The following is a 20,547-nucleotide window of genomic DNA, read 5'->3' on the forward strand; positions in this document are numbered from 1 at the left end:
GGTGCAAACCGGGTGGGGATTGCAGCACTCCCGCTCAGCGGCCGCGCCAATCGATCGGCCGAAAACGATGCCCTTGTGGGAGCGAGCCTGTCCGCGAAAGCGGTAGCTCAGGCGGTGCGATCTTCTCGAGAGTAGTGCAGGGGTAGTGAGTCAAAAATTTATTGCTTGAAGCCCGGCAGACCACGGGTAGAGCGCCAGTCTTTCACAATTTTGGTAATGCCCTCGGCTGTTTGTTGTTTCATATCCTCGGGCCAATAGATGAGGTCAGTGCCCGCTGGGTGCTCACACAGACGTACAAATTCAAACAATAGCGGATCGAGAATCTCGTCTGGGCTTGTGTTGGCTGCAAGAACAGATTGCACAAATATCAAGAATTCTGCTTCGGTGTAGTCGGATATGTTAGTCACGTTCTCAAGTTGAAGTTCCACAGTTCAAATGAAACGGGCGGCAGGGTTCATGTCTTGAACCCAGGTAGTCGATTCGCTTCGCGCCATGCCATGACTGTACGAGCTATTCCGGCAGATGTTGTATCTGCTCCGGGCTCGGGGTAGTAGATCAGATCCATCCCGCTCGGATGTCCTACTATCTTGTTGAAGTGCAGTATCAATGCATCTGCACGGAGATCTGTCGGCGCTATATCTTCCTTTCTTATTTCATCTATGAGATCAATGAAATCCTGCTCGGTATAGTCGGAAAAGCTGCTTTTGATGAATGGGTCGCTCATGGTATGCCCTTATTTACGGTGTACGTCGACATGGTTTTTGGGTGTGTAGACCCATAGGTTATCTACGTTGTAGATATCACCACCTTCGGATATCGGCTCCACATGATGAATCTCATGAGAGATCCTTTTCCCTGCTGCATCACCTAAGCGGGCGCGGGGCGCATTTCCGTTGCGCATACGTCGTAGATTATCTTCGCTGACCTGTTGTGCCACTGCGCTGTCTTTTGAGGCAACGGCCCAAAAAGCCCGCCTAAACGAATCAAAACTAGAATATTCGCTCCCTCTGAGTTTATCGGCGATGCTGGTTGGAATAGGGGCGCCACCCTGAGCTTGAGCATGGTCAAGCCAAATACCGCCCATATCCTCCCCCACCCCCGTAACGATCCCCGGCGTCTGCCTCGCCGGCCTCGAATAAACCACATACAACGACTTCAGCCCGGTGTCCGCCGGGAACACCAGAATACAATCCTCGGCCGCTACATCCTCGCCCGGCAGACCCTCAATCTGGCTATCGGTATTGTCCGGGATCGGGTGGACGAGGATCGGGTCGAGTGCCTCGCCGTGGTCGGGGTAAACCAGCGGAGGCATCGACCCCAGCGGCCCGCGTTGCGGCGTCCAGAGAATGGTGATGCCGTTGAGATTGGCCTCCATGGCGGTCTTGTCGGCGTTCCACTTGACGTTCACCGTGCGTACGGCGTCGTCGCCAGAGGCGCCGGAGTGGATACCGTAGACCCGCACGACGCCTCCGGCATCTCGACGAAACTGGAAGCGCACGCGCGTGGTGGCGCGGCTCATGCGGCGTAGTTCTTCGTCTGTGTGAAGCGTGCCGTCGGCCATTTTGCTTGGCAGCATTCCCAGCACGAACACGCTGGCCGGCCCGCCGGCGCCACGGATGGCCCAGTTCAGGCGCTGTTGCAAAATCCCGCCGCCGGCCAGACGCCCCAAAGCCAGGTCGGCGCCTATTGCCGTCGCGACAGCGGTACTGGCGGAGGGCATGAGCATGGCGCCGGCGACCATGATCTTGCCGAAGTTGCTGGCTGGCTCCTTGGCAGTGCCAGCGTCCGTGCGACACCAGTTGTCTGGCGTGCAGGACTTGGCAAATACCCTGTCGTCGCGAGGCTTGGGCGCAGGCCACTCATCCTTCTCGATATACACCGGCTCCTCCGGCGCTCGAGGTGGCAACCACCCGCCCCATGACGCACCGCCGGAGTCGCGTGCCCATGCCCAGTCTTCGTCGAAAAGAGATTTGAATCGAGGCATGCCAACTCCCTGTATGGCGCTGAATCGAGCCAGGGGAGCTTGTCGGTCGAAGGGCAGTTCGGGGAGAGAGGGATGGGTGCTTGAAGTTATGAAAAATCCAGTTCTTACGTGAGCAAAGCCTGCTTCCTACAGGGCTATCTCAGTCCAGCGGTTTTGCGCCTGGTTCAGGCGAAATTATCGTCGGTCGCGGCTGTAGTCTTTTCGTTTGAATGGCTGATTACGCCGGATTTCTCTTACAGTTTATTCAGGTCGACAGCCTACACGGCGTTGCCTGAGGATGGTTCCTGCAGTTTTTCCAGGATGGATATCAGATGAAGAGGATGAGTCCGTTGCCATTCGATTTTATTTTCAGTCGGCCGCTGTCATGAGCATTTCCAATGAGGATCGTGATTTTCTGGTGGCGCTGGGCAGTCGCATTGCACATTTCCGCACGGTGCACGAGATCACACAGACTCGGTTTGCACGGGCTTTAGGTCTTTCCAGGCAAACCTTTCAGGGCTACGAGGAGGGCACGCGCAGCATGCCGCTCACGACACTGGTGAAGATGGCATTTGCGCTTCGCGTTCCCGTTGAAGACCTGCTCGGGGTTCCCTCGTACATGGAAACGCCCAGACGCAGCTTGACCTCGACGTGGTATCGACGGCTGCAATCCATCAATGAGCTGCCGAAAGTCCAGCAGAAGGTCGTAGCGCAGATGCTCGACGCCCTGATCGCCCAAGCAACGAGCAAGACAAGCAACGAAGAAAGAGAAGTTTGAAGTAACTCAAAGAACGCGGAACCAAGGTGCTACCAACACTTTGGCCCCGCTAACCACAAGCAGCTAAGAAGGAGCTAATTATGGCTAAGGCCGATCATACGTCATCAACCCCCATCACTGAACGCCGGTTGAAAATCGCCGCAGACTTTTACCCGGTCAACATAAAGGATAAACCTCACAGCCCCGCCAAACCGGTGCCCTGGATCAGGCTACGCGGACTGTGGTTAAGGCAGGCGGGATTCGAGGTGAACGAGAACGTCAAAGTGCGAGTGATGAAAGGGTGCCTGGTGATTACAGCGGAATAAGAGTCGCGTCGACTTTTCTCGAGGCATAAAAAAACGGCCTACCTTTCGGTAAGCCGTTTTTAGTACTTGGTGGCTACACAGGCAATTGAACTGGTTATCTAAGCTACTGTATTCATTAGATATTTTTCTGTGGCGATATTAAAGGGATACACCAGGGGATACACGGCGCCGTCTGCTGGGCTGTTTTCGGTGTGTTCAACGTCGACCTAAATCCACCATCGAAGCTGCTCACCTGTCGCCGACGAACGGTACAGGCTCACGTCCAGATCGCCCCAGCGCAAGTCCGTATCGGTTGACAGAGATTGAGTGCTCCCAAATCCTACGCCGGCTTTCGAACGGGTTTTCAGTCTGACCCTGCCGACTCACTATACCGTCTCACTCACAGGAATCAGTGCCGTGTTGGATAAATTGTCAGGGATGCTCAATGGGGCGCTTTTGGTTGTAGTCGTCGTGCTGGAGTTGATAATAATCATTCTTGCCAACGGGCTCCAAGGTGGAATTGAGACGCTGGATCACGTTGGATCTTTCTTGGGAGGCATAGCCGGGCTGATTGCCGCCTCCGTCGCGCTTCTTGGGTTTAATGTCTGGAAACGCCAGATCAGGCACGGAAAGTATCTCGCCCTGATATGGGAGGCGATGGTGGCATTTCACCGCCTCGAATCGCATCTCTCACTTTCTGGAATTAACCTGTTCTTCCGTTTCCAGTCCGATCCCGATGGCCGTTTTACGAAGGCTGTTGCTGACGATCGAATTACCACTGAAACGCTGTTCAAGCTTTTGCGAGAAAGCTGCGAAGCGGTAGACATAGTTGCAGCACGCAACGGCGTTGAGCTCACCGTCATATGCGGTTTTATGAAATCTAGAGTGCTTTCGCTTTACCGTTTTGCCGACGAGTCAGGTTACGTGAATACACCAGCCGGGGTTATCGCGTGGAGTTCCGCAATTTCGGAACTCAACGCACCGGTGACGGCTGAGGCGAACAAGTTGCGAAGTAAACTTGCAAAACTGGAGCAGAAGTTCGGTTGAGGCTGATGCCGCAACTTCTCCGCTCCCATTTTGGTAGGGCAGGTACTACCAGTATTCCGGACAGCATGCCGCTACCGGTCACAGCCTCATTTCCCTGATGACCTTCCGCGGGTCTGCGCCTTGCCTGAGCGCTCGTCGCGCGTCCTTGGTCAGTTGATCGAGCGCCTGCTCCTCGAAGGTAGCCGCCATGGCGCTGGCCTTTCTGATGATCAGCAGCGCCAGCTCGGCGGGGATCTTCACTTTCTCGGTTGGCAGGTAATCGCAATCGATCACAGACACGGCGCTGTCCTCTGGCTTGCGGAATGCTGGCGCTGGACCGGATCGGCGCCAGCGATGATCTGCAGAGTTTATCAGTGCGCAATCGAACTACCGAGAAATCCTCGGTAGTTAGATGCCGCCTGCTCCGGCCTGCTGTCAGGAGGTAAGGCGCCCGCAAGAGACTAGACGAGACCGGAGCGCGTCGGCATGCCGTCACCGCCAGAAGCCGCGAACCACAAGCCCTCCCGGCAACTGATCGGTATCCTGCTGGCCGGAATCCGTCTAATGCCTGTCTAATATTTGGTGGCGCGGCCGGCTCTTGGGCGCTGGCCTGTCCATCTACCGTTCATCCTTGACGGGCGTGATCTTGAATTCTTGACGAGACGGGCGTCGACGGGGCCGCGCGAATCGCCGCAGGCCATGCTATGCGCGGGTTTGTCGTGCCCGGTTGTGGTCTGCCCTAGGGGAAACCGTCAAGACCTGTCCAAAGTTTGGTCAAGGCTCCGTCAAGGATGGTCAAGGATTTTGACATCGCCTGCGCGGTGACAACCCCATCCGTTCTGGACGCCTCGGCTATCGCTGTCAGCATTCAGAGCTGGCCCGGCCTTGATGGCCGTAGCGCCCGTCCACCACCAATCAAAATGCGCCCGGTCAATCCGTCCAAATCCTGTCCAGAATCCGTCAGGGATCTGTCAGGGGTGTGAGACGGTCAACCTCCCCACTTTGACGTGGCCAAGGCGGAACAAGCCCCTGACGCCCGCCGGCCTTTGATTCCGTCTCATGCCTGTCTCACATTCCGTCAAAGCGTGGTCAAAGTAGCCACGGCGCTGGGGCGTGGCAAAAGCACCACACTGTGTTGAGTCCACCACCCGAGATCGCGGCTATTGCGCTCATTCATGGGGTGTTTCCCCAATGGGGGAAAACGTTCACTCCGTCCTGAAGAGCAATATGCCGTTCGGTTCGCAGGTTTCCAGAAAAACCCACTGCTTATGGTGGAAACCATAGTGGAAACCTTCAGGCGCCAGCCATAACTTTGGATAACGGTGACGCCGGGGCGCCAGACCGGGGTTTTACGACTTTGTCGCGAAAGGTCGGCACGGGGGCGACGGTTCGCGCGCAATGGTGGTTGCGAACCAGGTGCGAACCATCGGTGCGAACTTGGTGGCGGCTCCAGTGCCAGGCGCGTACTGATCGTGCGTACCGGGCTGCGTACCAGCGTTGGGAATCTCGCTCCCACAGGGGATATCCGAGTAATGCTCGCTGCCATCAAAGATGATCCAGTTTTGGATCATCTTTCGCGGGCTTCTGGGTGCGTGAAGATCGTGCGTGAAGACGTGCGCGAAGGTTCATTCGGTGACCGGTGGGAGTGGTCACTACTGATGGTCACCGCGAATGGTCACTGGCTGGATGCCTGGCCCAAATGCCGACCTGAGATCAATGCTGCGCGTACTAACTTTTGCTAACAGATGGTGGATACCAGCGTGGATACCGGAAACCATTCGTCAATTCGCCTGAGTCCGCTTTTTGCTGGCTCGGTCTTCTGTGAACATCTGTGACGTGAAATCGATGGCCCCGGCTTTGGACGAATGGAAAAATGACGAATAATTTGATCGCCGCCCGCAACCTCTTCGCTGAGGCTCAGCAGGCCAAGAGCCTGCGGGCGGAGGCAATATCTCTCCGCCTGGCAGTTCGTGCTGTGCTGAGACAGCTCGAGGCGCAGCGAGGCCTTTACCTCGTCCGGATGCTGCAAGTGGATGATGTACTGCAGAGACTCGATTCAACTCATCGAGCGCGTACGGGCCAGCTATTAGGCTGGCCACCAAATGCGCGTTGTTCGCGCTACACCAGCAGCCAATCACAGCCCCACCCAGACGTGGAAACGCATCAATAAACCGTGCAATCGAACCGTTTGGCGTCCATGGTGTAGTTCCATGGAGAGCGCGGCTTATGACTTCCGGTGATCGGCTTCACGATAAAGTTCTGAGTTACGCCCACGCGGAAATCCAAATCATCCTTGCTGGATCGGCGAATCCGCAGTTTCACTTCGATCAGCTGCTCAGGACCCTGGGAGCGTTTGTTCATTGCGAAATCGTTACCCAAGATGAAGCGGACAGTATCCTGACGGAGGCGAAAGTTGCCTTGAGTGTCGCTGTGCAAAATATTGATGACCTGTCACGTCTATCAGCGGTTGCACGCTCGGATGAACCTGACAAAACCTGACATCGCACGACGCGTTCGGGAGCCGACGTGACAATTGTTGACATCTCAGCCTGCTCAAGCCGCACTGTGCTCGTAATTGTTTCCAAGGCCGGTCAGGCCTTTGGCGTGCTGCTCGATTTAGATTCCACTTCGATCACGTCGAATATCGATCCGTCCTTCAGCGTCAGTACCAGCCCTTCGACATAACCCGCGATGTGCTCCGGGAAGGTTGGCCGACCGTCGTCCTTGCTCTCGAAATAACGGAAGGCGCCATCATCGTCGATCTGCCCGACGAGATTATTGCCTTCGTAGAATCGTCCGTTGTAGAAGTGTCCATCGATGTAGGCGTCATTCCCGCGTTGCAGAGCTCGGTAATATCGCTTGGGGGTCATGGTGTGAGCCATAGAGTGTCCTCGGGCAGAGGGTGGAGGAATGGTTACCAACGGTGGTTACCAACGGTGGTTACCACGCTTGGTTACCAACTTGACGAAGGGGCGGTGGGCGACTCAATCCTTGGAGCCGCCCGGTGCTGCAATTGGGTCAGAAGGAGCTGGGGCGAATATCGGTACCGTTTTGCGTACCGGACACCCTGAACTTCTGTACATCCCCGGCGCCGACCTGTGTGGCCGTCTCCTTCACCGGCTGACCGATCTGTAGCGCGCATACGCCGTTACCGTCGTCGTCACCCGCTATACCGATGATGTGACGGCCAGGCTTGACCTGAAACGCCACAATCTCGCCTGTGTCGATACGCGCGGCTTTCCTGCCATCGACCAACACCGTTGCATAGCATCCACCGGACGCCCAAAAACCACTATCTCGACTCACCACCAGCTTGGCGCCGCCCGGAATGTCTGACTGAAACGCAAACGTTCTGGATGCTGGCACTTTCTTCGCCGACGCTTGGTCGACCGGTGTACTGGAGCAGCCGGCCAGCACGCCGGCGGCGATGAACGCGAGAAAAATCCTGTGCATCTGGTTCGTCCTCAAAAGTGAATTGTGACTTTACAACACCACGCCTACATTTTGTCTTCTGCGTAGATCGAGGCTGAGATGATCATTCCGCCCCACCGGCGTTCGCCGATGCAGATCGGTACCGGGTTGCCGCTGGCCGTGGTGTTCTTGGCGCTGCCGAAGGCGTAGGACGGGGCGTTTTCTGGCCCGGCGCTCTGCCTTAGGCCTGAGGCCTGCGGACTGAGCATTTGGATCACGCCGCCGGCGGCGAGGGCTATGCCCGGCGCGAGTGTGGCTCCGTTCGTGAACGGACTGAGCACGATCAGCACCGCCCCCAGCACTGTCTGCAATAGTCCCGCCCGCTTACTCCCATGGATGACTGGGACGATGCGGATCTCGTTTGCTCGCCCCATCCCGAGCTCCTTCTCGCCGATATTGCGCCGGTTTCGAAAAATGGCGAACTCCAGGCCGCGAGCCTTTGCGTCGGCAAGGTATTTGGCAAATCCCGGGTGATTCACGTCTACTGCCTTAACCGCCTCGCGGACATCCCCCGTTGAGAGTTCGTAGAGGTGTTTGCGGCCAAAGAGTTTGCCAGCGCTGCCGCCCAGTAGGATCAAGGTTTTGTTGCCGTAGTCGGTTGCCATTGCCATTTCTTACTCCTGGGCGCCTTGGGCGCTGTGTTTGGGGATTTCCATGCCGAGCTGGCCGGCGAGGATCATGCGGGCGGCCATTGCGTCGTTTCGAATGGCGACCTCGCGGTTTACGTCTGGATTCCAGGCTGAGGTGTGAGTCGATTGGTAGGCCCGGGCTCCCCGATACTCGATGCGCATCAGCTCGGCGGAGATCCTAGCCTCCTCCTCAGTGAAGAACGGCCCCTCGATCTCAACCCGCTCGCCGTCGCGCACGTGCTCTACCGTCCAGACGATGTACCCGCCGATCGTGCCGGGGTCAGTGGTGAAGTCTGTGTCCTTGCACGCTTCCGCGAAGCGTATGTGGTGTGACATGTATTGCCTCCTTCGACGCCGTGGCGCCATTGATGGGCGGATGCCCGGTTGTGTCGCTCCGTGTCGCGACACGTTTTCGTGATTCGCAAAACGTGTCGCGTAATGGGTTACCTACTTGCCGACAATGCTCAGGGTGGGCGGGATCTTTGGGCCGAACGGCGCGCCAGGTGCGAAAGGGTCTGGTCGCAAGTGTGCTGGGCAGTCCCTGATGAAATTGGCAGTCGCGATCTGACAGGCGTTGAACAAAGGGGCGTCGTTCCATTCCTGCCTGCGACGCGCGGCGCTGTCTTCCAGGGAATGGGCGAACACCAATTCCGCCAAACCGTTCACGCCGTCCTTCCTCGCCGCCTCCCGCTCCACGGCGTTCACCGCCAGCAGATCGCACACCCGGTCGAAGCCCAGTCCATCCATCAAGCCTTCGGTGTCCAGCACCAGCGACCGTCCGAACGCGCCCAGCACTTTGCGCACGTCATCCCATTCAGCGCTCCGATGGCCCGAAGACTTCTGCTGAATCTCGTAGATCTTGTTGGCGGTGAAGGGCAGGTAGTGGCGCAGCTTGCTGGCCTCCCGCCGTATGGCTCGGCGCTCGGTTCGGATGTCGTCTGCTCTCTGGCCGAGGATGCGACAGAGCCGGCGGGTGGTGATCAAGCTTGTGCTCTTGCTGGCGCCTGGCTTCTGCGCGATTTCCAGCAGGGCAATGACGATATTGGCCTTCATAGTTTTGTCTCCATGGGCGTGCGGTCGTAATCAGCGCGCAACTCGGCACCAACGCCGCAATAGCGATTGGTGGGCGCGTAGCACGATCGGCAGGCCATGATGTGGTTGAGGTATGCGTCGCGCGCCAGCTGCCATTCGGGCGTGGCCGTGGCGGCGCTTGCGTGCGGCCCAGTGACGAACTGCGGGCGGCGCTCCACATGAGTGACGAGCGCCAGCGACGGACGAGGCGCAGGGCGACGGGGTTTCTCCGGGGCGGTACCCACGATGGTCGGCGGCATGTGATCGAGCAGTTCGGACAAGAGGCTCATTGCGTCACCTCGCCCGGATTACTCACATACACATGTTGCTGTGATTTCAAAAACGGTGGGAACAGTGGGAACAGTGGGAACAACCCAGGGAATTCGCGGCCTCCAGAGGTGTTTTTCTGTTCCCATTCTGTTCCCACTCGGGTTTTTGTGGGAACAGTGATAACCAAAAAGCACAGTCTAGCGGCGCGCTTATATTGGAAAGTGATTGTGTGTTCCCACTTGTTCCCACTCTTTTTATTAGGTGGGAACGGCTGAAAGCCCCGGCCCTGCTGGCTGTTCCCACTGTTCCCACTGTTCCCACCGATTCTAGGTTCCTGTGGATATGGGCAATCGTGGTTTGGAGTAGTGGCGGTCATACAGCACCGCCTTCACCGTCCAAGGCTTCGGGGTCGATCACATACAGCCATGGCGATCCGCCACCAGGGACGCGGTATTTCTTGGCGTGCCGTTTCCGATCAGCGCCGCGCTCGGCAATAGCGCCAGCGCCTTCCAATGCCTTGATAACGCGGCTCAGGCCATACCCGTGCGCCGCCTCGATCAAGGCCGACTTGTTGAACAGGTACAGTTGTTTGCCCCCGGATAACTTCCAGTACCCAGCCCGGTTAAACACCTTGGTGTCTGGCATCTGATCGTTCGCGTCGGAGAATCGGCTGCTGCCGTGCTTGTCGATAAAGTCGATGATGCCGGCCAGGATCTGGCGGTCTTCGGCGTTCCCTCCGCCGACACGGGAAAGCCATTCGCCGTAGAGCAGGCGGCAGTCGGCGAGGGCGGTACCTGGCTCCCACGGGAGCAGTCCGTATGCAATGGCCATCTCGCCAGCCAGCGCGATCACGGCGAACCGGTCAGCGACGCGGCCGGCTTGGGCGTTGTCTTCCACGAACTGGGCGCGAATGCCATCGAAGTCACTGAGCAGGCCGGGTTTATCGTCTGCTGCGACCAGACGCTCCACGAACGCAGGTCCAAGATGTCCATGGTGGGCGCCTACCGCCACGGTGAGCTGCCGATGGAAGTCAGCGCCCTCAAGGCCGTGTAACTCGTCAAAGGCGCGATGTGTGCGGGTGCCGGCGTTCACGTCGACCATGCGGAGTTCGGCGCCAGCATGGGCAGCGTTACCGGATATGGCGGCGTGCTCGGACAGCGACCGCTCGCCGCTGGAGAGCGTGAGGAGGCGCCAGCTCAGTTTCGCCCGGCCTTCACGCTCTCTGGTCATGGTGCCTTTGCCCTGACCATTGGCGAGGGAGTAGGCCATTTCCTGTACCCGCTTGGGGTCGGCGCGCTTGATTTCGTCCAGCGGCAGGATGGTGTCGTTACGACTGGACGCCTCGATCTCAAGCCCGCCCTTGGTCATATCCCAACTGGCGGCGAAAACGCCCGGGTCACCCCACACGGAGGAGCCGATCAGTTGAGCCAGCGACTTGCCGCTCGAGCTATCGCCCACCAGGTGAACACCACCGCCCAGCACGCCGACCAAACTGAGCAACGGGCCAGCCAGCGAGCAGCCGATCGCCAACGTCAGCACGGGATTGCCCGCACATTTGGCTGCCACTTCGGCCTGCCACCGCGCCAGCTCGCCGCGCTGACTGAACAAAACTTGAGCCCTGTTGCTCGCCTGATATCGCACGTTGGCGGTGCCGATTGTTCGCCCGGGTAGCACGAACGCGCCTGACTCGTGCCAGCCCGGCCGGCCGGTGGTAGCGAACACCTCGGCGGGGTGCTGGTCGAGAAGGTACTCCATGAACGTGCCGCGCTTCTTGAGCGCGATGATTACGCCCATGCCGAAGAGTGCCCGGCGAGCGTCCTCGCCGCTCCCGCCGAACACCTCCATGGCGATGATCCATTCCTTGATGCCGCCTTCCGTGACCAGGCGGAGCAGACGCCCTTCGCTGCCGTCGTCGCTGTTGGTCGTGCGCGCCACAACCGTGACGGGGCTGGAGATCCATTCGTCGGTGATCGGGCGGTCGGCGGCGTCGCTCTCCGCGTCGTCCTGATCGGCGGCGGTGCGCTTGAAGCTGTGCCAGTACACCCCGGGGCGCAGCTTGCGGCCGTTCTCGTTGGTTACCCAATGCTCGTACACCGCCCAGCAGGGACGCGCTGGTGCAATTGTGGCGGCTTCCGGCCGAAGGGTGATCACGTTGGCGTCAGGCTTGGCCATTGGCGAGTTTCCAGTTTGCGAGGTCGTTGAAGTCAGTCAGGGATTCAGGTGCGTTGTCTGGCCAGTCAGGGAAAGCGACCTCACCACCCACGGCTGCGGCTGCTGCGTTTGCAGCGGCGCGGCCTGGGTTGCCTTCGGTAAGGCGATCATCGTCGCCAGCTACCACAATTGGCTGGGCTGGGTAGCGCGAGCGGAGACCCATAGCGGCCGGCATCAAGTTGCCCGCGTTCATGGCTGCGGCAACCGCGTATCCGCCGTGCTGATGGAGGCTGGCGCCGGTCGCCCAACCTTCGCAGATACAAAGCACCGCGCCGGGCTGGATGATGCCCAGCGGGGAATAGGTGCCCTTGATCCGCCCGCCAAAGAGAAAGCGCTTGCCGCCGTCCGGTGCGATGCGTTGTAGGTTGACCAGCCGACCGTCGAGGTACAGCGGAACGAGCAATTCAGCCCCGCGCTGGCGCAAGCCGTAGGAGCGAACGCCCTTCGCCACCAGATACGGATGGTCTGGTGATGCCCGGCGCGCGTTGCGCCACAAGTGATTGGCCTTTGCCGCCGCTCGCTCATGGCGCTGGCGCTGTTCCGCTTCGCGCTGGCGCCTGGCCAGTTCAATTCGCTCGCGGATCTGCGCGGCTTCGCGGGCGTCCACCGGCTCGCGGCTACACCAAGTGCTGGTGGTGCCGTCCTTCCAGCTTCCGAAAGCCCCGGATGCGATGTTGTCCAGATACAGCACATACCAACCGTTTTGGCTGCCGGGCTTATCGCTTGGGACTTGAAAGCGGTGAATGGCACCGTCTGGATCTGGAAGCCAATCCAAAGGGCCATAGGCGGCCTGGAGCGCGTCGCGGAAAAGGATCGTCGCTTCTGTCATGCCGCGCCCTCCGGTTCATAGCGCGCCAGCACCACGCCGATCTGCTTAACGACCGCATCCGTTTGCTTGCGGCTATGGGCGTCGGCGGCGCTGTCGCGCAACGTCACCAGATCGCTAAAAGCGCACAGCAACAGCGACCGCCCGTAGTCGTCCATGTGGGCTGGCTCGCTCTCGCGTCCGGTAGCGGCGTGCGGGTCGAACTGAATTACGTCACCCATGGCTGGCGCTCCCTGCGAAGGCGCGGCAGATCCTGCCGTTGTTTAGTGCGTGCCAGTGGGTGAAGTCGTCGATGGAATCGACCAGACACGCCGTGACCTGGGCGTCGGCGCTACGCATAACTACGCGCCCACACTCGGCGTCGGCTTCGGTCAGGAACGGACCGAGCAACGCTTTTGGCGTCTTCGGATGGGTCACATAAAACAGCTCGTTGGCTTTCTTCAGGCAAGCCGATCCCGTCGACGCTGATGCGCCGTTTTGAAGTTTCATGGTCTTAACCCTTTATCGAATCAGCGTTTCGCGCCGAGTGCGCGTCGTTCGTCTGCGTCCGGCGTGCCCGTTCTGCAGCCATAAATCCAAGCCCTTCATTCGCCTTTTTGAGCGCGGCCTTGTCGTCGACCTGGGAAAGCCGCGATCGCGAGCCAACAGCCGACGCCTCGGTGAACTTGCCGATCTCTGCCATGAACCCCATGACTTGCGCCTTGAGCGTCTCCAGCTCCTCGGGGGACGCCTGGCTGGCGCGGTCGATCCACGAAGCGGCGATGTATTTGAGGTGGTCGCCATCAACTCGCTGGGCGTAATTGCTCATGTGTTTCAAGGCGATCAGCGCCAGCGCGCCGCCAGTTGCCCAGCCATCGCTATAACCACCGATCAAGGGAACATCCCAGTACCCGATGCGCCCCATCGGGTCGGTATAGACGGTGTTGCCGACGTAGGGGAGGCGGTGAGCCGGAAGGGTTCTGCGGCGTTTGAACATCATTGGCTGAATCATTGGGACGCCTCCTGTTCGGCGATGACATCACCGAGGAGATCGGCCCAAGCCATGGCTGTGTGCTGTGCGAACACGGCCGTTACGCGGGCCACAAGGATGTGAGTCGAGGGCGAGGCGATCAGCGCCAGCGACATTGCCAGAAGCAACAGAATGTCCTGCGCATCTCGCAAATCGTCGACCACGCCTGTGTTGGTCTGGAGTGTGCCAGTCATGCCGCACCTCCTAGGCTCGACAGGTCGTCACTCAGAAGCTCGAACGACTGCTCGACATCCCCAAGATGCGTTTCCGCCAAGTACACGCCGAGGTTCGACAGGCCGGGAGCGTTCTTCCCATCAGAGTGTTTTTTGTCGTCACGAATGGCGGTCATCAGGGCCAGCATCCAGTCGCTGAACTCGCGGCAGCAATCGAGCTGGAAAATTGCCTCTTGGGCCACCTGCTGGCAGTTGTCGGCTTTCGATCTGGTCGTCATTGCACCCCCCCTTCGCCCATTTCGGCGCGCTTGCCTACCACGCCGTGCGAGGCGCCTAGGTGGCGATGGCGCCAGCAGAAATTACCGCTGAAAGTGCGGATCTGCTCAATATGGCGGGCAATGTCACACGCCAGCTCATTGTCGTAACCACCCATCGCTGGAATCACGAACGTCAGCAGGATTTTCTCCAGCTTCTTGTGCTCTTCGCGGGCGAAATTCATGGAGCACATATCGCGGGCGTCTATAACCGCCTCGCGCAGCACTTCCCCTTCGATAGCATCATGGTCGATGACGCACAGCTGACGACTCATTGCGCACCCCCAACACGACGGGCATTTGTGTGCTGACGTAACCGGTCTTTCTGGCAGTCCTTGCAGTGCGATTGAAGCCCCGTGTTACCTGACTTCCGCATCTTTTTTGGATAGAAGTCGCCTTCCTGTTTCAGGTTGCCGCAACAGGTACATTTGCGCAGCCCCAGCTCGACGGACATCGCGTCGACCGTATCGCCGAGGTTGATCAAGGCGTGATTGCATTTGCCGCAAATCACCGCGAGCGGGTTCTGGTCGCTTTCAGATGGGAGAAAGTGTTGGATCGACGGGTGGCTCCCATAAGCGGCCCCCGTCCTACGCACAAATTCAAATTTCACCTTGCAGCGCGGGCAGGCATTGTCTTCCGGCCAAGCCCGCTCCAGCTCAGCAAAGCTAGGCACGTACTTGCCGGACAGGCGGCTTCCAGTGCGCATAATGGTCATAGCTCGACGCTTGGATCGATAGCTACCGCTGGCACTTCCTTTGCTCAAGGACGCTTCAGCGCTTCCGGGGGACGTGCGCGGTAATGCCCGAATATTGGGGGTGTTTGTATTGACGATCATTTCGACACCTCCCGCGCTTCTAGTTCGCGAGCGATCTCGGAGTGATGGTTGTAGCGCTTCAAGCGAACGGAAAGGGATGAATTTGCGCGGAGTGCGCTCAAGGCCATGCGACGGTGAGCAAATGCGCGGATTTTGGACGGAATGAGGGCGGACATAAGTGGCGCTCCAAGTTCGATATCGGAACTGCCACGGTCCTTCCTACGGGATTGGGTGGCAGCCGTGCGTGGGGTAGGAATACCGGGAAACTTGGAACCCGGCCAGGCCGAAGCCTGCCCACACACGGCCGCCATAACACTTAACTGCGGGCGTAAAAAAAGACGCCAGCAATCGGAATGGGGGCGCCTGTGCGCCAAGTTTTCTGATGGGTTCCTACACCCGGCCATGGATTTTGCCATGACTTGGGGCGAACCATACCGACGGCCGCGACTGCTGGCAAGAATACTTATCGACCGTTCATCGCAGAACATTAGTGGCGCGTTCATGCTGCCGCCTGCCGGCGGGATGCGCCCGTCTTCTCAAGCATGGCCAGAACGTTGCGCCCACGCTTGTGTTCGGAGGCTGGCAGGCTGTAGCGGGTCACCAGGCAGGGCAGGCCCCAATGGTTCGGCACGCGCTCCATCAGGCGGCTGAAGTTCAACCCGTAGCCGTTCGCCAGGCTGCTGATCGTCGAGTGAAGGCAATGGTCGCCCAGGCGCTCGGCCTCGAATCGATTTAGGCTCCGGTCCTGTAGCAAGTGGCCCAGGACGCGACTGATCTTTGTCGGCGCTTTCCCGGTGCTGGTGGTACTATCGGCGTGTGATTTTTCCGGGCTGGCCTTAATGGGTTGGCCTTTTTTTTGTTCGCTCATTTATGCGGCCTCCCCTCGCAGGGCGATGCGCTGACGCACCCATGCCTGGACCTCGGCCAGTACGAAGCCCACCGGCGAGCCGCGCGACTTGCTGTTGCTCAGCGGCACCGGGCGCGGAAAGGTCGGATCGTCTTTGAGGCGTTTGTACACAGTGGGGCGGGCGAGGCCGGTGATGGCCTCAAGGTCCGGCATACGAATCAGGGTGATCGCCGGGTCAAAATTATGCGAGGCAGAGGGTTGGTGCGGTGTGTGAATGGTGTGCATTATGCGCTTCCCGTAATAGCTGTAGATGACGGGAGACACAGTGCTAAGAAATCGCCAGCTAAAAAATTTGCCGGCAGCAACGGATAACCAGGTATCCGTTGCTGAAAAGGTAATAGGTGGGACGGTTATGGGGTTTTTCTGCGGCGCCCACCCTTGCGTGCGTACTCTGGAGCAATGGGCTTAATCCATTCTTTAACTCTTTCCACTGTTTCAGGCAGCGTCTCTGAATAGCCTTCAGCCGCCAGCGCCCTATAGGCGCTTTCAGCCATATCTCCTATTCGAATTTTCCGTTCCGTATCGTCACCCCAAAGTTTAGAAGCAATCGTTCGGGCTCTTTCTATGGTTGAGGCCTTCGCGGCGTGCTGGGCCGCCAGTGGTCTCATTGAGGCAAGCTGTTGGTCATGTCTCGCCAACAGATTCCCTCCGAGTAATACGGAATCAAGCCCGAGCAGGTTGAAGGCGATATCCAAAATTTTCTGTGCCGCTTCTGGATGTTCTTTCACCAAAACTGCGACCTCGGTCAACGTGGTGTCGTAATGCGACGCCGTTTTGCGAGCGTCCTTTTCTCTCTGGGCGCAAGCCAAGTTATGTGATGCCAAGCATTGCAGATCGGCTATGTCCACAGGGTGACTGTGATCGCGATTGACCTTCTTCCTACTCTCGTTGGCTCTGAGCAACTGTCTCATCGCAGGAGTGAGCATTTGTGTATCAATGGGCTTCATTCGTCACTCCAATTAAGCGCGCTTGGAAAAATTACCTTGGATGACGACTCCGCCGGCCAGCCCGTCGAGGTAGTTCGCATACCATTGCATCATTACCGTGCGCTGCGGCAGGTACTTCGCCTTGTTGTAGACCCCCGCGACGCCGGGCTTCTTGTGGGATAGCTGGGCCTCGATGTGGTTTTCATCAAACCCGTTTTCGTTGAGGACCGTCGACGCGATGTGTCGGAACCCGTGCCCGGTCTGGCGCCCCTCGTAACCCATTCGCCGCAGTGCCATCAGGAACACCGTGTCGCTGCGGGGCTTCGTGCGGTCGCTGCGCCCGGGGAAAAGCAGGGGATTGCCACCGGTGTACTTGCGCAACTCTTCCAGCGCCTCGATCGCCTGAGTGGAGAGGGGGACCAGATGCTCCAATCCCTTTTTCCGCCCCTTCCTATTCACCGGGACGGTCCAGATCTTTTTATCAAGATCGAACTCTGACCACTCCGCCTCACGCAGCTCGCTGGGGCGCACGGCAAAAAGGCTCAGCAAGCGCAGGCCGAGGCGGACATCGTGGGCATGTGGATATGCGGCAATCGCGCGGATCAAGCCGGGCAACTCGTCCTGCGTTACGTGGGCGTAGTTCTCGGCCTTGCCTGACTGGAGATACTTCTGCAGGCCTTCCAGCGGATTGTGCGTCGCGCGACCGGTAACCCGGGCCAAGTCGTAAACGTCGCGGCAGTAGGAGCGAACCCGGCTCATTTGCTCAAGGATTCCTTTCTGCTCCATGCCGCGCAGGAACTCCATCCATTCGAGTGGGGTGATATCCACGAACTGGCGCTTGCCGAACACAGGGAAGACATGACGCTCCAGGGCGCCGATGATCCGCTTCGCTGTTCCGGCATCCCAATTGGTCAGGCGTGACGCGTACCACTCCCGCGCCAATGGCTCGAACATCTCGCCGGCGATATCCCGATCTGCCTTTTTGCGAGCCTGTTTCGTGACGATAGGGTTTTTGCCGTCGGCGGCATCGGTGCGTAGTTCGGCAGCTTTCTGCCTGGCGGCCGATCCGCTCACCTCTGGGTAACCGCCGAGCCCGAGCCACGACCATTTGCCGTCTGGCTTCTTGTAACGGAGCTGCCAAGACTTTTGCCCGTCAGGCTTCACGCGAAAATAAAGGCCGCTCCCGTCGAGCTCGCGGTACTCCTTGGCGTCAGGCTCAAGGCCGGCCAATGCGGTATCGGAAAGGGGGCGACGTTTTATCTCGGAGCGCTTCATTTGGGCTTGTATCCCCTCGGTTCAATTATTTGTCGAGGATACACAGAGGGATACACGGAGGGAAGGTATAGAGGGATACAGGGAGAGATAGCCAGAAACAAGAAAGCCCGCACTAGGCGGGCTTCTTGAGGTTGTTTAGAGACTCATAGAGACATCTGTAAACAGGTACTTGGTGGCTACACAGGGACTTGAACCCCGGACCCCAGCATTATGAATGCTATGCTCTAACCAACTGAGCTATGTAGCCAAGTGGCGCGCATTATTCCCCTGAAATGGAAAAGCGTCAAGCGTAAATCCAAAATATTTCTTCTTATTTTCAACCGCTTATCCTCCGGCCCCGAAAATCGGGGCCGGAGAGGGTGTCAGCGCAGGCGGAATCTGGCGGTATTGGCGCTCAAGGCTTCGCTGCCCTGGCTCAACGTGTCCGCCGCAATGTTCACCGCCCGTGCGCCTTCGAGCAAACGAACCGCCGCTTGATCGACTTGCTGGATGTTGCCGCTGACCTCATCGGCGGTGCTCGCCTGCTCCTCAACCGCCGTGGCGATCTGCGCCAGGGTGTCGGTGACGCTCTGCACGGCGCTGGCAATTTCGCCCAGGCGTTCACCGAGGCCGGTGACGGCGGCGGCATCCGATTGCGCCTGGCCGCAGGCGGCTTCCATCAGGCTGACTGCTTCGTTGACCGTGGCGCGCAGGCTATCGACGGTGCCGGCGATCTGTGCGGTGGACGACTGGGTGCGTTGTGACAGGCTGCGCACCTCATCGGCGACCACGGCAAAGCCACGGCCCTGTTCACCGGCACGTGCGGCTTCGATCGCCGCGTTGAGGGCGAGCAGGTTGGTTTGTTCGGCGACGCCGCGAATGGTGTCGACGACCAGTTGAATCTGCTGGCCTTGTTCACTGACCCGGCCCAATGCTGCGGCTGTGTCGTTCAAACGCTGGTTGAGCTGCTGAATGCTCGCCGTGGTGCGCTGGCTGTCGCGGCTGCTGTCGGCAGCAATGCGCCGAGTGTGCTGGGCGCTGCCGGAGGCCTGTTCGCAGCTCTGCGCCACGCCTTGCGAGGTAGCGGCCAGTTGCGTGGCCGCTGCGGCGATCTGGCTGATCTGCAACTGCTGCGCCTCGACTTCGCTGAGCGCGCCGCTGGAATGGTCGTTGAGACTGCGCACGGCGTTGCTCAGTTGCGAGGTCTCGTGATCGACACCGAGCATGCTGCTGCGCAGTTGCACCACGGCCACGTTGAGCGCCGTGCTGATGGCCGCCAACTCGTCGCGGCCGACCACCGGCACTTGCAGGCTCAGGTTGCCGTCGCGCAGGGCTTCGGCGAGCAGGGTGATTCCGCTGGCGCTGCGGCGGATCGAGGCTTGCAGGCAGATGAACAGATACATCGCCGCGAGCAGCAGGCAACCGAAGATGGCTGCGACGAGGATGAACTGACGGATCGCTGAGCTGTGGTAGGCGTCGAGGCGCTGATCCAGCGAAACCAGCGACTGCTGGCGCAGGGCGGCGAGGTCGCTCAGCAGGGCATCAAGGTTGCGTTCGAAGTCGTCCGGTTTGAGCGTGATGCTGCCGCCGAACACGCCGTCGTCGAGTACCTTCAGGCCGCTATCGAGACGTTTCAGGCTGTCATGGTATTGGCTGGCCCAGCTCTGCTGATCTTTCGGCAGGCGTGCTTCGAGCAGCGTGGCGGTTTTGACCAGTTGCTCGCGGGCGTCGCCGATGCGGCTGCGCAGGTCGCGCAACTGCAAGCGACTCTGCAGCGTGAACTGGCCGGAGACCACCGAGGCCTGGCCGACGGCGGCGAGGCGTCCGACCCGCTCGATCAGGTCTGGCGCGTGTTGGGTGGAAATCTGCGTGAGCAAGTAGGTTTCCAGCCACGGTGCGAGGGTCAGGCGATTGTCCATGACGATCTGCTCGCGCAACGCTTGAAGGGCGCTCAGAGCGTTGGTGAAGCGGTCGTAGCCGTCCGGCCACCAACCGACGCTGCTCAGGCTTTTCGAGTCGAGGCTGTTGAGCGCGGTTTGCAGCGCTTGATAGCGCGTCAGCGTCTCGCCTTCGGCTCCTTCTTTTTTCAGTGCCGTGCCCAGGTCCGTGGTGGCTTGCAGCACGGCAGGTTGCACGGCGTCGAAGGCGGCCATGGCCGCCAGGGTGGCTGGCGTCGGTTGCCGGTTGGTTTCCGTGGCGCGCCAGCGGGCGGCACGGTCGCGTTGCGCGGCGAGCAGGTTGTCCAGCGCATCGAGCGCCAGCAACTGACGCACGCCGGCGCGTTCGCCGGCAATCAGATTGAGTTTTTCGCGATAGTCCTGGCCGATCATCAACAGGCTACCGGCCAACGGCAGAATGAACAGCAGAAACAACAATTGGAATTTACGTGCGAAGCCAAATCGCCCCAGCAATTTGATTCCCGGCGAAAGAAAAGTCTGCATGCCCCATGACTCCCCTGGACACCACGCACCATTGGCGTGCATCGCAGTCGTTCGACCTTGATGTTGTGCCCTGCTAAAAGGCCTCGAAAGTTCACTCTCGCCCGCTCTGTAGGCCGGCTCTGTAGCGAAACTTCCCATTGTCGGTCGTCTTTGTAAGGCGGCCGCGTTCAAGCAGAGAAG

At 59.2% G+C, this 20,547-nt stretch carries 29 protein-coding genes and 1 tRNA gene; 4 read left to right on the top strand and 26 right to left on the bottom strand.

What is annotated here, in order from left to right:
- Positions 1-158: 158 nt before the first annotated feature.
- From ACP7D9_RS26155 to ACP7D9_RS26165, 3 genes are read right to left on the bottom strand one after another with little or no spacing between them, the layout of a single operon-like run.
- A complete protein-coding gene (locus ACP7D9_RS26155; RefSeq protein WP_426160044.1) occupies positions 159-407 on the bottom strand; it encodes a bacteriocin immunity protein in 249 nt (82 codons plus the stop codon).
- Between the two features lie 47 nt (positions 408-454).
- The gene (locus ACP7D9_RS26160) at positions 455-724 is read right to left on the bottom strand and encodes a bacteriocin immunity protein (RefSeq protein WP_130888171.1); all 270 of its coding nucleotides are present in this window, start codon (positions 722-724) and stop codon (positions 455-457) included.
- A gap of 9 nt (positions 725-733) precedes the next feature.
- Positions 734-1,879 (bottom strand): S-type pyocin domain-containing protein, encoded by a 1,146-nt coding sequence (locus ACP7D9_RS26165; protein WP_426160045.1) that lies wholly within the window; start codon positions 1,877-1,879, stop codon positions 734-736.
- A 469-nt stretch (positions 1,880-2,348) separates the two neighbouring features.
- Here ACP7D9_RS26165 and ACP7D9_RS26170 point away from each other — a divergent pair, with 469 nt between their 5' ends.
- The 3 genes from ACP7D9_RS26170 (at position 2,349) to ACP7D9_RS26180 (ending at position 4,072) form a co-directional block, all read left to right on the top strand.
- A complete protein-coding gene (locus ACP7D9_RS26170; RefSeq protein ID WP_426160046.1) occupies positions 2,349-2,741 on the top strand; it encodes a helix-turn-helix domain-containing protein in 393 nt (130 codons plus the stop codon).
- A gap of 80 nt (positions 2,742-2,821) precedes the next feature.
- Positions 2,822-3,046: a SymE family type I addiction module toxin gene (locus ACP7D9_RS26175; protein WP_426160047.1), complete on the top strand. Its 225-nt coding sequence runs from the start codon at positions 2,822-2,824 to the stop codon at positions 3,044-3,046.
- A gap of 396 nt (positions 3,047-3,442) precedes the next feature.
- Positions 3,443-4,072, top strand: coding sequence for a hypothetical protein (locus ACP7D9_RS26180; RefSeq protein WP_426160048.1), 630 nt, complete (start codon positions 3,443-3,445; stop codon positions 4,070-4,072).
- 78 nt (positions 4,073-4,150) lie between these two features.
- Here the strand turns inward: ACP7D9_RS26180 and ACP7D9_RS26185 are convergent, their stop codons facing one another.
- Complete coding sequence (locus ACP7D9_RS26185; protein ID WP_101161837.1) at positions 4,151-4,351, bottom strand: hypothetical protein; 201 nt, start codon at positions 4,349-4,351, stop codon at positions 4,151-4,153.
- Between the two features lie 1,232 nt (positions 4,352-5,583).
- Here ACP7D9_RS26185 and ACP7D9_RS26190 point away from each other — a divergent pair.
- Positions 5,584-5,793 carry a hypothetical protein gene (locus ACP7D9_RS26190; RefSeq protein ID WP_157830925.1) on the top strand — a complete coding sequence of 70 codons (210 nt, stop codon included), beginning with the start codon at positions 5,584-5,586 and terminating at the stop codon, positions 5,791-5,793.
- 421 nt (positions 5,794-6,214) lie between these two features.
- Here ACP7D9_RS26190 and ACP7D9_RS26195 read toward each other — a convergent pair whose 3' ends face one another.
- From ACP7D9_RS26195 to ACP7D9_RS26300, 22 genes are all read right to left on the bottom strand, one after another.
- On the bottom strand, positions 6,215-6,412 hold the full coding sequence (locus ACP7D9_RS26195; protein ID WP_157830926.1) for a hypothetical protein: 198 nt from the start codon (positions 6,410-6,412) through the stop codon (positions 6,215-6,217).
- Positions 6,413-6,642: 230 nt separating this feature from the next.
- Positions 6,643-6,921, bottom strand: coding sequence for a hypothetical protein (locus tag ACP7D9_RS26200; RefSeq protein WP_157830927.1), 279 nt, complete (start codon positions 6,919-6,921; stop codon positions 6,643-6,645).
- A gap of 148 nt (positions 6,922-7,069) precedes the next feature.
- Positions 7,070-7,504: a hypothetical protein gene (locus ACP7D9_RS26205; protein ID WP_426160049.1), complete on the bottom strand. Its 435-nt coding sequence runs from the start codon at positions 7,502-7,504 to the stop codon at positions 7,070-7,072.
- Positions 7,505-7,548: 44 nt separating this feature from the next.
- Positions 7,549-8,133, bottom strand: a complete 585-nt coding sequence (locus ACP7D9_RS26210; protein WP_426160050.1) for a tail assembly protein — start codon at positions 8,131-8,133, stop codon at positions 7,549-7,551.
- 3 nt (positions 8,134-8,136) lie between these two features.
- Positions 8,137-8,487: a hypothetical protein gene (locus tag ACP7D9_RS26215; protein WP_258603628.1), complete on the bottom strand. Its 351-nt coding sequence runs from the start codon at positions 8,485-8,487 to the stop codon at positions 8,137-8,139.
- Positions 8,488-8,598: 111 nt separating this feature from the next.
- On the bottom strand, positions 8,599-9,204 hold the full coding sequence (locus ACP7D9_RS26220; RefSeq protein WP_426160051.1) for a hypothetical protein: 606 nt from the start codon (positions 9,202-9,204) through the stop codon (positions 8,599-8,601).
- A complete protein-coding gene (locus ACP7D9_RS26225) occupies positions 9,201-9,512 on the bottom strand; it encodes a hypothetical protein (RefSeq protein WP_426160052.1) in 312 nt (103 codons plus the stop codon). Before ACP7D9_RS26225 ends, ACP7D9_RS26220 begins: the two co-directional genes overlap by 4 nt.
- 352 nt (positions 9,513-9,864) lie before the next feature.
- Entirely contained in the window at positions 9,865-11,664 is a 1,800-nt protein-coding gene (locus ACP7D9_RS26230; RefSeq protein WP_426160053.1) for a DUF927 domain-containing protein, read from the bottom strand.
- The gene (locus ACP7D9_RS26235) at positions 11,651-12,532 is read right to left on the bottom strand and encodes a toprim domain-containing protein (RefSeq protein WP_258603623.1); all 882 of its coding nucleotides are present in this window, start codon (positions 12,530-12,532) and stop codon (positions 11,651-11,653) included. The genes ACP7D9_RS26230 and ACP7D9_RS26235 overlap by 14 nt, the downstream gene beginning before the upstream one ends.
- Positions 12,529-12,750 carry a hypothetical protein gene (locus tag ACP7D9_RS26240; RefSeq protein WP_258603621.1) on the bottom strand — a complete coding sequence of 74 codons (222 nt, stop codon included), beginning with the start codon at positions 12,748-12,750 and terminating at the stop codon, positions 12,529-12,531. Before ACP7D9_RS26240 ends, ACP7D9_RS26235 begins: the two co-directional genes overlap by 4 nt.
- Complete coding sequence (locus ACP7D9_RS26245) at positions 12,743-13,018, bottom strand: hypothetical protein (protein WP_426160054.1); 276 nt, start codon at positions 13,016-13,018, stop codon at positions 12,743-12,745. The genes ACP7D9_RS26240 and ACP7D9_RS26245 overlap by 8 nt, the downstream gene beginning before the upstream one ends.
- 4 nt (positions 13,019-13,022) lie before the next feature.
- Complete coding sequence (locus ACP7D9_RS26250) at positions 13,023-13,520, bottom strand: hypothetical protein (RefSeq protein WP_426160055.1); 498 nt, start codon at positions 13,518-13,520, stop codon at positions 13,023-13,025.
- Positions 13,517-13,732 carry a hypothetical protein gene (locus ACP7D9_RS26255; protein WP_426160056.1) on the bottom strand — a complete coding sequence of 72 codons (216 nt, stop codon included), beginning with the start codon at positions 13,730-13,732 and terminating at the stop codon, positions 13,517-13,519. The genes ACP7D9_RS26250 and ACP7D9_RS26255 overlap by 4 nt, the downstream gene beginning before the upstream one ends.
- Positions 13,729-13,989 (bottom strand): hypothetical protein, encoded by a 261-nt coding sequence (locus ACP7D9_RS26260; protein WP_426160057.1) that lies wholly within the window; start codon positions 13,987-13,989, stop codon positions 13,729-13,731. The genes ACP7D9_RS26255 and ACP7D9_RS26260 overlap by 4 nt, the downstream gene beginning before the upstream one ends.
- A complete protein-coding gene (locus ACP7D9_RS26265; RefSeq protein WP_426160058.1) occupies positions 13,986-14,300 on the bottom strand; it encodes a hypothetical protein in 315 nt (104 codons plus the stop codon). Before ACP7D9_RS26265 ends, ACP7D9_RS26260 begins: the two co-directional genes overlap by 4 nt.
- Positions 14,297-14,860 carry a hypothetical protein gene (locus tag ACP7D9_RS26270; protein ID WP_258603612.1) on the bottom strand — a complete coding sequence of 188 codons (564 nt, stop codon included), beginning with the start codon at positions 14,858-14,860 and terminating at the stop codon, positions 14,297-14,299. The genes ACP7D9_RS26265 and ACP7D9_RS26270 overlap by 4 nt, the downstream gene beginning before the upstream one ends.
- Positions 14,861-15,338: 478 nt before the next feature.
- Positions 15,339-15,707, bottom strand: a complete 369-nt coding sequence (locus ACP7D9_RS26275) for a hypothetical protein (protein ID WP_426160059.1) — start codon at positions 15,705-15,707, stop codon at positions 15,339-15,341.
- Positions 15,708-15,971, bottom strand: a complete 264-nt coding sequence (locus ACP7D9_RS26280; RefSeq protein WP_426160060.1) for a helix-turn-helix transcriptional regulator — start codon at positions 15,969-15,971, stop codon at positions 15,708-15,710.
- A 125-nt stretch (positions 15,972-16,096) separates the two neighbouring features.
- Entirely contained in the window at positions 16,097-16,693 is a 597-nt protein-coding gene (locus ACP7D9_RS26285; RefSeq protein ID WP_426160061.1) for a hypothetical protein, read from the bottom strand.
- A 12-nt stretch (positions 16,694-16,705) separates the two neighbouring features.
- Positions 16,706-17,947, bottom strand: a complete 1,242-nt coding sequence (locus tag ACP7D9_RS26290) for a tyrosine-type recombinase/integrase (protein WP_426160062.1) — start codon at positions 17,945-17,947, stop codon at positions 16,706-16,708.
- A 170-nt stretch (positions 17,948-18,117) separates the two neighbouring features.
- A tRNA-Met gene (locus ACP7D9_RS26295) sits at positions 18,118-18,194 on the bottom strand.
- A 115-nt stretch (positions 18,195-18,309) separates the two neighbouring features.
- Entirely contained in the window at positions 18,310-20,367 is a 2,058-nt protein-coding gene (locus ACP7D9_RS26300; protein ID WP_426160063.1) for a methyl-accepting chemotaxis protein, read from the bottom strand.
- Between the last annotated feature and the right edge of the window lie 180 nt (positions 20,368-20,547).

The organism is Pseudomonas sp. TSRC2-2 (assembly GCF_049897785.1).
Taxonomy (GTDB): domain Bacteria; phylum Pseudomonadota; class Gammaproteobacteria; order Pseudomonadales; family Pseudomonadaceae; genus Aquipseudomonas.

What these genes read in the sequence shown, in the direction of transcription:
- ACP7D9_RS26275 (WP_426160059.1), bottom strand. Translation starts at nt 15,707, where the DNA reads ATGAGCGAACAAAAAAAAGGCCAACCCATTAAGGCCAGCCCGGAAAAA.
- ACP7D9_RS26300 (WP_426160063.1), bottom strand. Translation starts at nt 20,367, where the DNA reads ATGCAGACTTTTCTTTCGCCGGGAATCAAATTGCTGGGGCGATTTGGC.
- ACP7D9_RS26160 (WP_130888171.1), bottom strand. Translation starts at nt 724, where the DNA reads ATGAGCGACCCATTCATCAAAAGCAGCTTTTCCGACTATACCGAGCAG.
- ACP7D9_RS26170 (WP_426160046.1), top strand. Translation starts at nt 2,349, where the DNA reads ATGAGCATTTCCAATGAGGATCGTGATTTTCTGGTGGCGCTGGGCAGT.
- ACP7D9_RS26230 (WP_426160053.1), bottom strand. Translation starts at nt 11,664, where the DNA reads ATGGCCAAGCCTGACGCCAACGTGATCACCCTTCGGCCGGAAGCCGCC.
- ACP7D9_RS26245 (WP_426160054.1), bottom strand. Translation starts at nt 13,018, where the DNA reads ATGAAACTTCAAAACGGCGCATCAGCGTCGACGGGATCGGCTTGCCTG.
- ACP7D9_RS26220 (WP_426160051.1), bottom strand. Translation starts at nt 9,204, where the DNA reads ATGAAGGCCAATATCGTCATTGCCCTGCTGGAAATCGCGCAGAAGCCA.
- ACP7D9_RS26240 (WP_258603621.1), bottom strand. Translation starts at nt 12,750, where the DNA reads ATGGGTGACGTAATTCAGTTCGACCCGCACGCCGCTACCGGACGCGAG.
- ACP7D9_RS26265 (WP_426160058.1), bottom strand. Translation starts at nt 14,300, where the DNA reads ATGAGTCGTCAGCTGTGCGTCATCGACCATGATGCTATCGAAGGGGAA.
- ACP7D9_RS26200 (WP_157830927.1), bottom strand. Translation starts at nt 6,921, where the DNA reads ATGACCCCCAAGCGATATTACCGAGCTCTGCAACGCGGGAATGACGCC.
- ACP7D9_RS26215 (WP_258603628.1), bottom strand. Translation starts at nt 8,487, where the DNA reads ATGTCACACCACATACGCTTCGCGGAAGCGTGCAAGGACACAGACTTC.
- ACP7D9_RS26235 (WP_258603623.1), bottom strand. Translation starts at nt 12,532, where the DNA reads ATGACAGAAGCGACGATCCTTTTCCGCGACGCGCTCCAGGCCGCCTAT.
- ACP7D9_RS26175 (WP_426160047.1), top strand. Translation starts at nt 2,822, where the DNA reads ATGGCTAAGGCCGATCATACGTCATCAACCCCCATCACTGAACGCCGG.
- ACP7D9_RS26205 (WP_426160049.1), bottom strand. Translation starts at nt 7,504, where the DNA reads ATGCACAGGATTTTTCTCGCGTTCATCGCCGCCGGCGTGCTGGCCGGC.
- ACP7D9_RS26195 (WP_157830926.1), bottom strand. Translation starts at nt 6,412, where the DNA reads ATGAACAAACGCTCCCAGGGTCCTGAGCAGCTGATCGAAGTGAAACTG.
- ACP7D9_RS26290 (WP_426160062.1), bottom strand. Translation starts at nt 17,947, where the DNA reads ATGAAGCGCTCCGAGATAAAACGTCGCCCCCTTTCCGATACCGCATTG.
- ACP7D9_RS26250 (WP_426160055.1), bottom strand. Translation starts at nt 13,520, where the DNA reads ATGATTCAGCCAATGATGTTCAAACGCCGCAGAACCCTTCCGGCTCAC.
- ACP7D9_RS26260 (WP_426160057.1), bottom strand. Translation starts at nt 13,989, where the DNA reads ATGACGACCAGATCGAAAGCCGACAACTGCCAGCAGGTGGCCCAAGAG.
- ACP7D9_RS26255 (WP_426160056.1), bottom strand. Translation starts at nt 13,732, where the DNA reads ATGACTGGCACACTCCAGACCAACACAGGCGTGGTCGACGATTTGCGA.
- ACP7D9_RS26285 (WP_426160061.1), bottom strand. Translation starts at nt 16,693, where the DNA reads ATGAAGCCCATTGATACACAAATGCTCACTCCTGCGATGAGACAGTTG.
- ACP7D9_RS26210 (WP_426160050.1), bottom strand. Translation starts at nt 8,133, where the DNA reads ATGGCAATGGCAACCGACTACGGCAACAAAACCTTGATCCTACTGGGC.
- ACP7D9_RS26280 (WP_426160060.1), bottom strand. Translation starts at nt 15,971, where the DNA reads ATGCACACCATTCACACACCGCACCAACCCTCTGCCTCGCATAATTTT.
- ACP7D9_RS26225 (WP_426160052.1), bottom strand. Translation starts at nt 9,512, where the DNA reads ATGAGCCTCTTGTCCGAACTGCTCGATCACATGCCGCCGACCATCGTG.
- ACP7D9_RS26190 (WP_157830925.1), top strand. Translation starts at nt 5,584, where the DNA reads ATGCTCGCTGCCATCAAAGATGATCCAGTTTTGGATCATCTTTCGCGG.
- ACP7D9_RS26270 (WP_258603612.1), bottom strand. Translation starts at nt 14,860, where the DNA reads ATGATCGTCAATACAAACACCCCCAATATTCGGGCATTACCGCGCACG.